Raw genomic sequence first — 14354 nt, 5'->3', positions numbered from 1 at the left:
GCTCTACTTTCTTCACAAAGTCCAGGTTCATCGTCGACTGTGATAATGTCATCTTCGAGTTCTTCATATGACCCCTCGAACGATTAAAATTTTAGCCAGACTAAAAAATGCCTTAAAAACAGACATAAATGCCCAAAAAATGTGCAGGACATTTTACTATAGCTAAATCGCACATTAGTGTATACGTCCTTGGAATGTCAACCAAAAAGCTATGGAATCAGGCCAGCTGGCAATTTTAATGAGAGTCGTATCCGGCGAGCTTTCAATTAAGGCGGCTGGCAGCTGCACATGTTTTGACAACCGGTGGCAAATGCTTTAGAAATGGCACTAGGTTCAGCAGTTGGACTGTTTCACCCTGCGAGGCGTGCGATCAGTAATTTAAGAGCGTTATTCAAATATATGCAGATCCGCAGACGTTCCTATCTGCTTGGCGGGCTGTTTCTGCTGGCGACGAACGGTTGCGCCCTTTTCATTCCCTGGCTGTTGAAGCTCGCTGTGGAGAGCCTGCAATCACTGCATACCGCCCCTCATCCTCCTTCATTTTACGGGGGCTTGATTATCGGTGCCGCTTTGCTCCATGGCACAGTCAGAGTTTTTTCCCGCACGACCCTGCTGCATGCCGCCCGCGGCATCGAATACCAGATTCGCGACGAACTTTATGCACGGCTGCTCAAGCTGGATCAGTCGTTTTTTGCCGGGGAGCGGACCGGTGACCTGATCTCGCGTTTTTCCAATGACCTGACCAATGTCCGGATGCTGGTCGGTTTCGGTGTTCTCAATATAATCAATTCGTTTGTTATCTATATTGCCGCGCTAGCTTTGATGATTCGCCTGAGCCCAGCCCTCACGGTTTTTGCCGTAATCCCCTTCCCGGTCATGATCTTTATCGTCAAGCGGATGAGTGCCTCCATGTTCCGGCGTTCCAAGAAATCCCAGGAGGAGCTGGCACGGCTGACAGCGGCGGTTGAGGAGAATGTCTCGGCTGCGCCGCTCATCAAGGCATATTGTCGGGAGGATGCGGCGATTGCCTCTTTTCGCGAGGCCAGCGGACGCTACATGGCGAGCAATATGCGGGTCGCCCAATTGCGCGGGTTCATGATTCCGGTGATGGCTGCCACCGGCGCCACCGGTACCCTGATCGTGCTGCTGGTTGGCGGGGGCAAAGTTGTGGCAGGCGCCCTGACACTTGGAGATTTTGTCGCCTTCAACGGCTATCTGGCAATGCTGATCTGGCCGACCATAATGCTTGGCTGGATACTCAATCTGTCGCAACGCGGTGCTGCTTCCATGGAGCGGCTTAACTGGATTCTCCAGGCAGAGCCGCGGGTGGATGAGCCTGCGGAGCCTGCAGCTATCGCGGCTCTTCAGGGCGATCTGGAACTGCGCAATGTGGTGTTTTCCTATGGAGCCGAGACTATTCTGCACGGGATATCGCTGAAAATCGCCAAAGGCGCCAGGCTCGGCATCGTTGGCCCGATTGGTTCCGGTAAATCTACCCTGGTCCGCTTGCTTGCCCGGCTGTATCGCGTTGAAAACGACATGATTTTCATTGACGGCATCGACATCAATCGGATTTCTCTGGCGCTGTTACGCGATGCCATTGGCTTTGTCCCCCAGGAAGGGTTCCTGTTTTCGCGAACTATTGCCGAAAATATCGCCTATGGCAAGGAAGGGGCAAGCGAAGACGAGATTGCTGAAGCAGCCAGAATGGCAGGGCTTCATGACGAAGTGTGCAGGTTTCCGGAGGGCTATGCAACATTGGTAGGCGAACGGGGCATTACGCTGTCCGGCGGGCAAAAGCAACGAACCGCCATTGCCAGGGCATTGCTCAAGGATCCGGCCATCATGATTCTCGACGACCCTCTTTCAGCAGTGGATGCCAAAACCGAGGAGGAGATCCTCGCCAATCTCGCCAACTACTATGGCAATCGGACGGTCATCATCGTCTCTCACCGGATCTCGGCCTTGCGGGATTGCGACCTGATCATTGCCCTTGAAGATGGTCGCATCGCTGAGCAAGGGAGCCATGCCCAGCTGCTTGAGCTCGGCGGCAAGTATGCGGCACTGTATCGCGAACAGCAACTCAGGAGAGAAATCGAGGATTATTGAAGCACCCTTGGAATTGTGCCGCCCTATTCCCGAATCATCTGCCACGACATTTTCCGCCCCACCAAATAACAACGGGCTACCGTTGCCGGCAGCCCGCTGTTCCGCAAGGTTTTTCCCAGAAGCTACACCTTGACCAGCTTTATTTTAGTATCGTAAAAGGAGACGCTGCCGCCAACCTTGTCGATCATGCAGGTGTTTTTCAGGTGTGGATCGATCCACATGGCGGCGTTGGCGTGGACCCCGGCAGCCCGGCGTTTGTCGGCTTTGATGACCTTGCCGTCAATGGTGACATCCTCGGCGCCAGAGTCCCAGTGACCGTGGCCCAGGGTAAAGGTAACAACTCCGGGGCGGATGGTCTCGGTGACCTGCACCTTGCCGATCATCGGTTTCATTTTGCCATTTTGCAGGTTATAGACACCGTCCGGGTTGGTGGCAGACACCACCTTCACTTTGTCGCCGGTCTTCACCCCTAGTTTTTGAGCATCGCTGCTATGGATGATGATCCCGTTTTCCGGCATTGAGTCGGTCAGGTACTGATTGGTGATGGTTCTTGCCTTGCAGTGGCGCACATCCCGCTGTGTGATCAGATGCAGCGGGTAACCATCGGATTGCTTTTTAGTGTCATTCCCCATGGTGTCGGCAACCGGGACATAACGGGCTGAACCATAAAAGCTCTTGCCGGTGAAGGCGTCCTTGCAGCCGGCGGTCTTCTCCTGGTAAAGGTTGATCAGTTTACCGTACTTGTTGGCAACATGATCGCCCTTATACGTGGCAGACTGGCTGTCGAAGCGACCGCCGCGGTTCAGGATCGTTACCACCTTGGGCCAGGCGGCACCGGCAATTTTCTGCCAGCGTTCAGGGTTAAAGACATTTTTGGGCAAGTGACGACGGCTCTTCAGGAACAGGTCGATCTCTGCTTGGCCGGCGTCGGCCACCGGCTCTTTCCGGTCAAGGGCGATGTTGGCCACCATCCTGATGTAGAAGTCGTCTGGCCGGGTAAAATCCTGCCCTTCACCGAAGCCGTTTCTACCGAAACCCTTGATCCCCAGCTTCTCGGCCAGGGCAAGCCAGAAGGTTTCGTAGGAAATTGGCTGCTGCTCACCGAAGACCGTCACAATCTCGTTGGGAGAGGCGATGACCGGCTGGCGCACCGGCTGGACCCGTACCGGCATGTTGGGGTGCGAACCCTGGAACTCCCAGCGCTCCAGGTAGTGGAGGTCCGGGATGATGTAGTCGGCGTACATGGACGTCGGTCCCACCAGGATGTCGCTGGCAATGTACAGTGGCAGTTTCTCCAGGTTGACCAGCGCCTCCATGTTGGTATGGCCGGCCGGCAGCGAGTAGGTCGGCGCCCCCATGTAGGAGAAGACGATCTTGGCCTGATAAGGGTAGCCGTCGGCAATGGAAGGGAGGATCTCTTCATAGACGTCGGAAGAGAGTGGCCACCAGTTGCGTTTGGCCGGGTATGACTCTTTCCCCTTGAACAGGGATGACTCCTCATACTTCCAGTCGTGGCGGATAATCGAAGTGCCGAAGGTTTTGAGCCCCTTAGGACCAATCTTTTTGAAGTTGAACGGCTGTTTGTCGCTGCTGGTGCTGGTGCCGTCGGTGTTGAACGTCGCTGCGGCGATCATCCCCCCCTTCCAGTCGAAGTTACCGATGAGCAGGTTGAGGTTCATCAGGGATGAGATGTTGTAGAAGCCGTTAGTGTGCTGGGCTGGGCCGCGATGCATGTCGACGCAGGCCTTTTTGCCGTAGCTGGTGAACTCCTTGGCTACTGTCTCGATGGTGGCGCTATCGGTGCCGCAGATCTTGGCATAGTCAGCGATGGACTTTTCCTGAGATGCCTCCAGCATAAGCTGCAGGCCGCTCTTTACCTTGACCGGCTTACCTTCGCTATCCTTTAGTTCAGCTGTGACGAACAGTTCGCCCTTGACGCCGCTCTTGTCGTCATTGGGATCAAAGGCCAGCGGCTTGCCATCAACCATGGTGACAAGATATTCGAAGTCGAACTCCTTGCCGTCCTTGTCTTTTCGCTTTTCCGCAGGCTTGAGACCGATCTCGTGGGCGCGGAGGAACTTGCCCGGCTTTCCTTCCTTGTCCAGCTTCACCAGCCAGGCGCTGTTGCTCCAGGTAGCCTCCTTGTCGGCGCTAGCAGCAGCCTTGTTGCAGTTGGCCAGGTACTTTCCGTCGAACCGCTTGTTCTCAAGGATCCATCTGGTCATTCCCATGGCAAAAGCAGCGTCGGTCCCCGGCTGAATCGGCACCCACCGTTGGGACTTGCTGGCCAGTTTCGTGAACCGGGGGTCGAGCACGGTCATCTTCAGCTTACCGTCGGCCAGTCGCTGGGTCATGCGCATGGCGCGATTGGTGGGGCCATAGTTGCCATCGAACAGGTTGGCGCCGACGAACAGCACATAGTCGCTATTCTCCTGATCGGCCTGCCAGTAAAACTTCTGGCCGTCTTTGAAGCTGTTACCCGCATACTGCTCGCTCATCGCTTTGCAGGCAAAGTAGAGTGACCCCTGACAAACCGTAGTATGGCCATGAGTATTGGCTGTGCCAAAGGCAGAGGTAAAGGCAGCAGCGAAATTGGAACGCCCACCTTTCTTGCGGCCCCAGAAATAGACGAACTGATTGTTCTTCGGACCGAAATCAGGATGGTCCGGGTCGATCAGCACCCCCAGGTTGGCATGATGCTTGGTCTTGAACTCGCCAATGGCCTTGGCTCGCTCTTCCGGCTTCTTCTTGCGCAAGGCAGCGATGTCATGCCCCATCTCCTCGAAGACCTTGCTGTCCTTCAGGGCATAGAGTTCCTTAAGGCCGGTGACCTGGCGATTTTCTTCGCCTGCAACGTGCTTGAACAGGGCACCGCCATTGATTATTTCCGTCACTGCCTGATCGAACGGGATTGTCTGCCACTTGTTTTCGCCTCGTTTGCCGGCCCGTTTCAGGACTTTCGTGATCCGGTACGGGTCATAGGCCCCCTGATGGCCTGCCTGTCCTTTGGGGCAGAGTCCGGCATCCACCTTGACTGCTGACTCAGGGGCCTCTTTCATCTCCAGGTGCGGGTGGAGGTTAAAAGGATTATAGGGGTTGCCGTCGATCTTAACCGCCACGCCATCCAGGATCTTTACCTTAATGCCGCAGCCGGTATTGCAGTTGAGGCAGACGGTATAGAGAGTATTTTCTGCTTTCATTAGTTCATAAGCCTCAGCGGCAGTGATTTCTCCTGCCTCGACCCGGGTGATAAGGCCACGGGCAAAGTCGAGCTGGGAGGCAACAATGGCTCCGCATCCGGTGATTGCGGCCTTTTTCATAAAGTCGCGGCGCGACATGCCGTTGTTAGACATAGAGCACCTCCAGCTTTTCATTGGCAATATAGTAGACTCGGGGAGCGGTTCCCAGCGTTGCTTTTAGTATCTGCAGTTTGGCATTGCTCTTTACCTGAGCGATCACGCTTTGCGGGTCACTTTCATCGCCGAAGTAGGTAGCCCGGCCGATGCAGGTGGTGGCACACATGGGAAGCTGGCCTGCTGCCAGTCGGTGCATGCAGAAGTGGCATTTCCTGGCCTTGCGCACCGGGATCCCTTTTGCAGCACGCTCCAGCTTCCTGCCATACTCAAAGGAAGCAAGCTGTTCATATCTCTGGACCGCCGGAGTACCGTCGGTGTGGAAGCCTCCGGGATCGAGGGTCCGAGCATTGTAGGGGCAGGCCTTCACGCATTTACCGCAGCTGATGCACTCGCTGTAGTTGACCGGTACGATGCCGGCTCCGACGCCGGTCGTCTCTTTCCAGGTCGCTTTGCCGGTTTTCGGGCAAACCGTGACGCAGGGAGGTTTGTCGCACTGCATGCAGGGTCGGGGCAGGAACGTTCGGGAAACTGCGGGATATTTCCCCTGCTCGTATTCATGAACTGGCCGGTACTGCAGTTTAGGGGGTAGCTTATTTTCTGAGACACAGCCGACAGTACAGGCGTGGCATCCCACGCATTTGCGCAGATCGATCAGCATGGCCCAACGCCGCTCTTTGTCCGGCTTTGCAAGTGCTCGTTGCAGGTCATTCTGCATGGCGATGAGTATATCTTCGTGATGCATGAATCCCTCCCAAGAATTATTTTTGAGAAATATATCCGCTATTGCGGATATTGCAAGCTATTAATCTCTTGCTGGGGTTATCAGAAGCATTCCGCTGCTTGACGTAAGGCATGCCGGACAGTATAAAAGGTATCTATGAAGCATCTCACCCAGACAATCAAAGCCCTCTCCGATCCGATACGTCTGCGCATCGTCCTGCTGCTTCAGGCAGAAGGCGAACTGTGCGTCTGTGACTTGATGGCAGTGCTAAAACTCCCTCAATCCACGGTGTCGCGTCACCTTGCCTATCTCAAGCGCAGTTGTTGGGTGGATACTCGCCGTCAAGGGGTATGGATGCACTATGCGCTAAGCCAGGAAAGCTGCGATTTCTGTAAGGCAATGCTCCTGATCCTTAAACAACACGCCGCTGATCTCCCCGAGGTTGCAGCCGACCGCTCTGCCCTTGCCGCCCTTTTGAAAGACAAGCCTGCCGCCTGTCCCTGATTTTTCTCTTGATATATCCGTTAAGGCGGATATACTTGCCGGCATGAAAAAAACTGGCCAATGGCATATTTGGAGGTGAATCATGAGCGACCATGTTTCCCGTAATCTATCCTTTCTTGATCGCTGGCTGACTGCCTGGATCTTTAGCGCCATGGCACTGGGCGTTGGCCTAGGCTATTTTATTCCCGGCGTAGAACGTTTCATCAACTCGTTCCAGGTCGGCACCACCAACCTGCCCATTGCCGCTGGTCTGATCCTGATGATGTACCCCCCCTTTGCCAAGGTGAAGTATGAGGAGATGCCGGAGGTCTTCCACAACAAGCAGATCCTGGGGTTGTCGCTGGTGCAGAACTGGCTGATCGGGCCGGTGCTGATGTTCATCCTGGCGGTGGTGTTCCTGCCGGACAAGCCGGAGTATCTGGTAGGGCTGATCATGATCGGCCTGGCCCGGTGCATCGCCATGGTGATCGTCTGGAATGAACTGGCCAAGGGGAATACCGAGTACGCGGCCGGGCTGGTTGCCTTCAACAGCATATTTCAGGTGCTCTTCTACAGCGTCTATGCCTGGTTCTTCATTACTGTGTTGCCGCCGCTGGTGGGGCTTAAAGGAATGGTAGTGGATGTCAGCATTCGCCAGATTGCCGAAAGCGTCTTTATCTATCTCGGCATCCCCTGTATCGCCGGGGCTTTGACTAGGCTGGTCGGGGTAAAGGTCATGGGTAAGGAGCGCTATCACCGGGAGTTTGTACCGAGGATCGGGCCCATAACCCTGATTGCTCTGCTCTTCACCATCGTGGTCATGTTCAGCCTCAAGGGGCAGCTCATCGTGCAACTGCCGCTGGACGTGGTGCGAATTGCCATCCCGTTGCTGATCTACTTCATCGTCATGTTTCTCGTGTCGTTCTGGATGGGCAAACGGCTGGGGGCCGATTACAGCAAGACCACCACCCTCGCCTTTACGGCTGCCAGCAACAACTTTGAGCTGGCCATTGCCGTAGCCGTGGCTGTGTTCGGCCTCAACTCCGGGGCCGCCTTTGCCGCGGTTATTGGGCCATTGGTGGAAGTGCCGGTGATGATCGGCTTGGTGAATGTTGCCTTCTGGTTCCGGCAGCGGTGGTTCGGGGTTCCGACGTGACATCTGCCGATATTCGGGATAACATAACCGGCGTGGTTCTGGTCGGCGGCAAGAGCCGGCGCATGGGGCAAGATAAGGCATTCCTCAAGGTCAACGGCGTTGCCATTTTCGAGCGGATAGTTGAGCTGTTCAGGGAGAGCTTCCCGCGGATTTTGCTGGTCGGTGACCGGGAAGAGCGCTTTGCCGGCTACAACCTTGCGATTGTCCCGGACATCTACCCCGGCAGCGCCCTTGGAGGGGTCTACACCGGTCTCTGCCAGGCTGAAACCGATTATGTTTTTGTCAGTTCATGTGACCTTCCGTTCCCGAACCGGGAGTTGCTCCGCTATCTCTGTACCCTCAGGAATGGCTACGATGCAGTGGTGCCCTTGACCGAGCATGGCTATGAACCGTTGTTCGCGCTCTACGCAAAAAGCTGCCTCGAACCGATCAGGGAGCTGCTGGAGAGTGGCAACTACTGCGCCTTTGCCTATTATCCGCAGGTGAATGCCAGGTATGTGACTGCCGAAGAGCTGGCCCGGTTCGACCGGGATGGGAGAGCGTTCATGAACGTCAACACTCCGGAAGATTTTGCAAAAATCACAGGGGAGATCTCAGGGTAAGAAGAGGAATCCGGTCCATGGTCAGTATTGAGGAAGCGCAAAAAACCATTTTTGAACAGATCTCACCACTGGAGACGGAGAGGGTTTCGGCTTTCCAGGGGTTAAACCGGGTCACTCCGGAAGACCATATTGCGCCGTGGGACATCCCGCCAGCCGATAACTCGGCCATGGATGGATATGCTTTTTCCCACGCCTCGCTCAAAGGTGAGCGCCTCCGGGTGACCGGCTTTCTTCCGGCCGGGGAAGAACGGGATGCGCCGGTGCCACCGGGTGAAGCGGTGAAGATCATGACCGGCGCGCCGGTCCCCCCGGGGTGCGATACCGTGGTGCCGATCGAGGATGTCGAACAGCTTGACCAGTGGATCCGCTTGACATCGCCTGCCAAGGCAGGGGCGCATATTCGCAAGCGGGGCGAGGATATCCGCCTTGGCGATATCGTCATTCCTGCCGGCTCGACCCTCAGGCCCCAGGAGATCGGCATGCTCTCCGCCATGGGGGTGACAACGCTGGCAGTGCACCGCCGGGCACGGGTCGCAGTGCTGGCCACCGGCGATGAGCTCCTGGAACCAGGATCAACACCGGCGCCGGGGAAGATCATTAACAGCAACAGTTACAGCCTGGCCGCCCAGGTGCTGGATGCCGGGGGCGATCCGGTGCTGCTCGGCATCGCCCCGGACAGCCTCGAAGCCACTTGTGACAAGATCAGGGGCGGGCTGAACGCCGACCTGCTGGTCATTACCGGCGGCGTGTCGGTTGGCGACCGGGATTTTGTCAAGATGGCGATTGAGCATCTCGGCGGAGCAATAACCTTCTGGAAGGTCAACATGAAGCCGGGCAAGCCGTTGGCATTCGCCATGCTGAACGGAACGCCGGTCTTTGCCCTGCCGGGCAACCCGGTAGCCGCCATGGTCTCTTTTGAGCTGTTCGTGCGCCCGGCGATCCTTAAGGCGATGGGGCGACACCGGATTTTGCGGCCGAAGGTCCGGGCAGCACTGCTGGAACCTGCAGCCAATAAGGGGAAACGCCCCCACCTGGTTCGAGGCTTGGTCTCGAAGGGTGATAACGGTTATGTTGTCTCGCTTACCGGCAACCAGAGTTCCGGCCGGCTTTCATCGCTGATCCAGGGGAACGGGCTGGTTTATCTGGCACCCGAGGCGGTCCATGGCGTCGGAGATGTTGTCGATGTGCTCCTGCTCGACCGGGAGTTCGAGATGGGCGAGGTAGGTTAATGGCTCTCCGCGATCCGCACGGCAGAAGGATCAACTATCTCCGGCTCTCGGTGACTGATCGGTGCAATCTCCGCTGCCGCTACTGCATGCCGGCCGAGGGGCTGGTCAAGGTCGGTCATGACGATATCCTGAGTTACGAGGAGCTGCTGCGCATTGCCCGTGCTGCAGTGGCTATCGGTGTGGAAAAGATTCGGGTGACCGGCGGCGAACCGCTGGTACGGCGGGGGATCATCGACTTCTTGCAACGGCTGGAGGCAATTCCCGGACTGCAGCGGCTAGTGCTGACCACCAACGGCATGCTGTTGAGAGAAATGGCTGCTGACCTCAGGTCTGCCGGAGTGGAGAGCCTTAATATCAGCCTCGATTCGCTGCGGCCGCAGACCTTTGCCGAGATCACCAGGGGCGGAGAACTGCGCCGGGCGCTGGACGGAATCGCTGCAGCCGAGGCTGCCGGGTTCGAATTCATCAAGATCAATGTGGTGGTGATGCGGGGAGTAAATGACGATGAGCTGGAAGAGTTTGCCGCTCTGACCCTGGATCGCCCCTACCGGGTGCGTTTTATCGAGTATATGCCAACCCTGGCCCAGCCGGGATGGGAAGCAACGGTAATGCCGGGCGCAGAGATCCTTGACCGGCTGGCAAAGCGGTTTCCCATGGCCGACGAGGCGCCGGAGAAGATGGCCGGACCGGCGCGCTACCGCCGGATCGCCGGGGCTGCCGGGCTGGTTGGTGTGATCACCCCGGTGTCCTGTCATTTCTGCGGGGAGTGCAACCGGATCAGGGTCACCTCCCGCGGCATTGCCAAGAGTTGTCTTTTCGACCGTGGCACCGTTGACCTGCGCCCCATACTGGTCAGTGGTGACGATATCGCACTGGGAGAGGCCCTTAGGCGGACAGTGGCCGAAAAACCTGACCGGCACCAGCTTGCGGAAAGCAACGGCGGCCAGGGGCAGATCGATATGGCCCGGATAGGAGGATGATAATGACAGCAGCCAAGGTGGTGGCGGTTTGCATAAGCCTGAACAAAGGGGAACGGAAAACACCGGTCGATCAGGTTGAGCTGCGGGAAAATCACGGCATTGTCGGTGATGCCCATGCCGGGGAGTGGCATCGGCAGGTGAGCCTGCTGGCCATGGAGAGCATCGCCAAGATGCAGGCGTTGGGGCTTGCTGTCACGACCGGCGATTTTGCCGAGAACATCACCACGCAAGGGATCGACCTGCCGGCGCTGCCGATCGGCACCCGGCTGACGGTTGGGGAAACTCTGCTGGAAGTCACCCAGATCGGCAAGGAGTGCCATACCCGCTGCGCCATCTACCACCAGGCCGGGGACTGCGTCATGCCCAAGGAAGGGATCTTTGCCAAGGTTGTGCTCGGTGGCGTGATAAAGCCTGGCGACTCGATTGCCGCTAAGTGAGTGAGCAATCAGTTACTCATGGAGTTTTGCCATGCTGAAAAGCTTTGCCGACCACATCGTTTTCAATCTTTTCGGCCTCATTCCCGGCTCCCGTGCAGGCGAGGCGCTCGACTTCTTTATCTATGACACCCTGAAGATCTTTCTGCTACTCACCACGATCATTTATGTAGTCGCCATTATCCGCACCTCCTTCCCGCCGGAGCGCACCAAGCGGATCCTTGCCCACGAGCGGGAGTATGTGGGCAACGTCATGGCTGCCCTGCTCGGCATTGTCACGCCGTTCTGTTCTTGCTCGGCAGTGCCGCTGTTCATCGGTTTTGTCGAATCCGGAGTACCGCTGGGGGTGACCTTCTCCTTCCTGATCTCCTCTCCCATGGTCAACGAGGTTGCGCTGATTATGCTCTGGGGTCTGTTCGGCTGGAAGATCGCCCTGATCTACATCGCTACCGGCCTGCTGGTGGCCATTGTCAGCGGCATTGTCATCGGCAGGCTGAAGATGGAGAAGTACGTCCAGGACTATGTCTGGGAGATGCAGGTCGGCAACAGCGAGATCAAGGTCATGGTCTGGCGCGAAAAGCTCGAATACGCGAGGGAATACACTTTTGGCCTGCTGAAAAAGATCTGGCCGTATGTGGTGGTCGGGGTCGGCATCGGCGCCTTCATCCACGGCTATGTGCCGCAGGATTTCCTGGCCAAATGGGCTGGCCGCGATAATCCGTTCGCTGTGCCGGTGGCAGTGGCACTGGGGGTGCCACTCTATTCCAACGCCGCCGGGGTGATCCCCATTGTCCAGGCTCTGACTGCCAAGGGGATGGCCATTGGGACGGTGCTGGCGTTCATGATGGCCGTGACCGCGCTGTCCCTGCCGGAAGCAGTCATCCTGAGCAATGTCCTGAAAAAGCCTTTGCTGGCAACCTTCTTCGGCATCGTGGCCACGGCTATTGTCATTGTTGGCTATCTTTTCAACGCCCTATTATAAGCACAAAGGAGAAATCCAAATGAAAATCGAAGTACTCGGTACCGGCTGCGCCAAGTGCAAGACCTTGTACGAGAATGCCAGGAAAGCACTGGAAGAGAGCGGCAAGAGCGGCGAGTTGGTAAAGGTAGAGGATATCCCTTCGATCATGAAGTACGGCGTCATTAGCACTCCGGCGCTGGTGATCGACGGCAAGGTCATGTTTTCCGGCAAACTGGCATCGCCAGCCGAGATCAGCGGGATGTTGCCATGAAGCCGCTCATGATCGGGATCCTTTTGGCGATTGCATCTGTTGCCCATGCCGAGCTTCCCTCGGCTGCTACCGCAACGGTCAATCAGGCCTTGTCATCCGGCAAGCCTGCTGTCATCGATCTCGGTGCCCGGACCTGCATCCCCTGCAAGAAGATGGCACCGATTCTCGAATCGATGTCGAACGAATACCGCGGCAAAGCGAATGTCCTGTTCATCGATGTCCATGAAGATCAGGCTGCTGCCAAGAAGTTCCGGGTCCAGATGATTCCGACCCAGATCTTCTTTAATGCCCAGGGTAAAGAAGTCAAGCGTCACATTGGCTTCATGGACAGAGTGGACATTCTCAAAGAGCTGAAGGCGGCGGGACTTAAGTGAGTTTGCTCGACAACATCGAGCAGATTGTTGCCGCCTATCCCTTGCTGGCTTTTGCCGCAGTATTCATGGCGGGAGTGCTCTCTTCCGCCTCTCCCTGCGTGCTGACAACGCTTCCGCTGGTTATCGGCTTTGTCGGGGGATACAGCGACGGTGACCGGGGCAAGGCTTTTCGCTACTCATTGACTTTTATTCTCGGCCTTTCTCTCACCTTCACCTTATTTGGTGCGGCAGCTGGCTTGCTCGGGACCATGTTCGGCACCTTGGGCGGTTGGTGGTACCTGGCTGCAGGCTGTGTTGCCCTGTTGATGGGAGGCCAGATGATGGGGCTCTACGAAATCAGTCTGCCGATCAAGCGTGATTTAAAACCAAAACGTGGGGGGCTGGCCGGCTCCTTTCTCCTGGGGCTCTTCTTCGGGGTCGTCTCTTCACCCTGTGCCACACCGGTGCTGGTGGTAATCCTGACACTGGTGGCCAGCAAAGGCCAGGTGCTTTACGGTATCGCCCTACTCTTTTGTTACGCCCTCGGCCATTGCCTGCTGATGCTCTTCGCCGGCACCTTCACCGGATTCGTGGAAGGTTTCGCAAAGGCCCGTGGAGTGGTCAATTTCGCTCTTTGGTCCAAGCGGGTCAGTGGGGCGGTTGTAGCATTGGTGGGAGGCTGGTTTGTCTGGCAGGCATTCTAAGAAAGTTTGCCCGATTGGAGTATTCAGTGATTTTTAAAGATTCAACTCACTCGCAAGTGCTATATCGTACCGCCTCTTTGCTGGCGCTGGTTACCATCGGCTACAACATCTTTGAAGGGGTAATTTCAGTTCTCATCGGCGCAACAGACGAGACCCTGTCATTGTTCGGCTTTGGCCTCGATTCGTTTGTTGAAGTGGTTTCCGGCATCGGCATTTGGCACATGATGCGGCGCCTGCAGCAAGGCGAAGAGGACAGGCGGGATGAGTTCGAGCGGCGGGCCCTGCAGATCACGGGCGGGTCATTTTACGTGCTGTCTGTCGGCCTGTTAGTGACCGCTGGTCTCAGTTTCTGGGAAGGCCACCAGCCAAAGACCACTTTCTGGGGCATCATCATCGCATTGGTGTCGATCTTTTCCATGTGGTTCTTGATCCGGCAAAAAAACAGGGTGGGCAAGGAGTTGAATTCGGCAGCCATTCTGGCAGATGCTGCCTGCACTAGGGCTTGCCTGTTGTTGTCAGTAGCCTTGCTGTTTGCCAGTATCGGCTATGAACTGACCGGCATCGGCAGAATGGATTCGCTCGGTGCCCTGTTTATTGCCTGGCTGAGCTGGAAAGAGGGGCGTGAGGCTTTCGGCAAAGCACGCGGCGTGGCCTGCAAGTGCAGCTGCAGCTGTGGTTGAAAAAATTATCAGTCCGCTGTTGTGCTGTTCAATAAATTGGTTGACAGCAAAACATGGCCTATGGTAATTAACCAATCTGTTTTTAAGTCACCAGCAGTCTAAGCGTTATCCGACTTAAAAACGCTGCAGGGGTAACGTCCTGCAGACAAATTATTCCCCGTTAGCTCAGTCGGTAGAGCGGGTGGCTGTTAACCACCATGTCCGTGGTTCGAGTCCGCGACGGGGAGCCATAAAACTCAGGCACTTACAAGACATCTTGTAGGTGCCTTTTCTCGTATGTGGTTGAAGGTGGGAGCGGAATGTTCGCAAAAACCT

14 protein-coding genes and 1 tRNA gene are annotated in these 14354 nt (G+C 56.4%); 13 read left to right on the top strand and 2 right to left on the bottom strand.

The window, feature by feature from the left end:
- Positions 1-399 precede the first annotated feature (399 nt).
- Positions 400-2109, top strand: a complete 1710-nt coding sequence (locus KI809_RS08190; RefSeq protein ID WP_214171039.1) for an ABC transporter ATP-binding protein — start codon at positions 400-402, stop codon at positions 2107-2109.
- Between the two features lie 122 nt (positions 2110-2231).
- On the opposite strand, the gene KI809_RS08185 is transcribed toward KI809_RS08190, so the two are convergent.
- Positions 2232-5462, bottom strand: coding sequence for a molybdopterin-dependent oxidoreductase (locus KI809_RS08185; RefSeq protein WP_246559276.1), 3231 nt, complete (start codon positions 5460-5462; stop codon positions 2232-2234).
- On the bottom strand, positions 5455-6207 hold the full coding sequence (locus KI809_RS08180; RefSeq protein WP_214171037.1) for a 4Fe-4S dicluster domain-containing protein: 753 nt from the start codon (positions 6205-6207) through the stop codon (positions 5455-5457). The genes KI809_RS08185 and KI809_RS08180 overlap by 8 nt, the downstream gene beginning before the upstream one ends.
- Before the next feature lie 135 nt (positions 6208-6342).
- Between KI809_RS08180 and KI809_RS08175 the strand changes: the two genes are divergently transcribed.
- From KI809_RS08175 to KI809_RS08120, 12 genes are all read left to right on the top strand, one after another.
- Positions 6343-6690, top strand: a complete 348-nt coding sequence (locus tag KI809_RS08175; protein ID WP_214171036.1) for an ArsR/SmtB family transcription factor — start codon at positions 6343-6345, stop codon at positions 6688-6690.
- 82 nt (positions 6691-6772) lie between these two features.
- Positions 6773-7825 carry an ACR3 family arsenite efflux transporter gene (gene arsB, locus KI809_RS08170; RefSeq protein WP_214171035.1) on the top strand — a complete coding sequence of 351 codons (1053 nt, stop codon included), beginning with the start codon at positions 6773-6775 and terminating at the stop codon, positions 7823-7825.
- Entirely contained in the window at positions 7822-8427 is a 606-nt protein-coding gene (gene mobA / locus KI809_RS08165) for a molybdenum cofactor guanylyltransferase (protein WP_337833291.1), read from the top strand. The genes arsB and mobA overlap by 4 nt, the downstream gene beginning before the upstream one ends.
- Positions 8428-8444: 17 nt before the next feature.
- Positions 8445-9656 carry a molybdopterin molybdotransferase MoeA gene (locus tag KI809_RS08160; protein WP_214171034.1) on the top strand — a complete coding sequence of 404 codons (1212 nt, stop codon included), beginning with the start codon at positions 8445-8447 and terminating at the stop codon, positions 9654-9656.
- Entirely contained in the window at positions 9656-10636 is a 981-nt protein-coding gene (gene moaA, locus KI809_RS08155; RefSeq protein WP_214171033.1) for a GTP 3',8-cyclase MoaA, read from the top strand. Before KI809_RS08160 ends, moaA begins: the two co-directional genes overlap by 1 nt.
- A gap of 2 nt (positions 10637-10638) precedes the next feature.
- Entirely contained in the window at positions 10639-11073 is a 435-nt protein-coding gene (locus KI809_RS08150) for an MOSC domain-containing protein (protein WP_435052247.1), read from the top strand.
- Between the two features lie 31 nt (positions 11074-11104).
- Positions 11105-12052, top strand: coding sequence for a permease (locus KI809_RS08145; protein ID WP_214171031.1), 948 nt, complete (start codon positions 11105-11107; stop codon positions 12050-12052).
- A 19-nt stretch (positions 12053-12071) separates the two neighbouring features.
- A complete protein-coding gene (locus KI809_RS08140; protein ID WP_214171030.1) occupies positions 12072-12302 on the top strand; it encodes a thioredoxin family protein in 231 nt (76 codons plus the stop codon).
- Entirely contained in the window at positions 12299-12676 is a 378-nt protein-coding gene (locus KI809_RS08135) for a thioredoxin family protein (protein WP_214171029.1), read from the top strand. The genes KI809_RS08140 and KI809_RS08135 overlap by 4 nt, the downstream gene beginning before the upstream one ends.
- Positions 12673-13359 (top strand): cytochrome c biogenesis CcdA family protein, encoded by a 687-nt coding sequence (locus KI809_RS08130; RefSeq protein WP_214171028.1) that lies wholly within the window; start codon positions 12673-12675, stop codon positions 13357-13359. Before KI809_RS08135 ends, KI809_RS08130 begins: the two co-directional genes overlap by 4 nt.
- A gap of 26 nt (positions 13360-13385) precedes the next feature.
- Positions 13386-14039, top strand: a complete 654-nt coding sequence (locus KI809_RS08125; RefSeq protein WP_435052246.1) for a cation efflux transmembrane domain-containing protein — start codon at positions 13386-13388, stop codon at positions 14037-14039.
- Positions 14040-14193: 154 nt separating this feature from the next.
- Positions 14194-14269 (top strand) — tRNA-Asn (locus KI809_RS08120).
- The last annotated feature ends 85 nt before the right edge of the window (positions 14270-14354 follow it).

This window comes from Geoanaerobacter pelophilus (assembly GCF_018476885.1).
In the GTDB taxonomy this organism is placed as follows: Bacteria; Desulfobacterota; Desulfuromonadia; order Geobacterales; family DSM-12255; genus Geoanaerobacter; species Geoanaerobacter pelophilus.
Note: the sequence above shows the minus strand (reverse complement) of the source record. Positions and strands in the feature narration are given on the sequence as shown.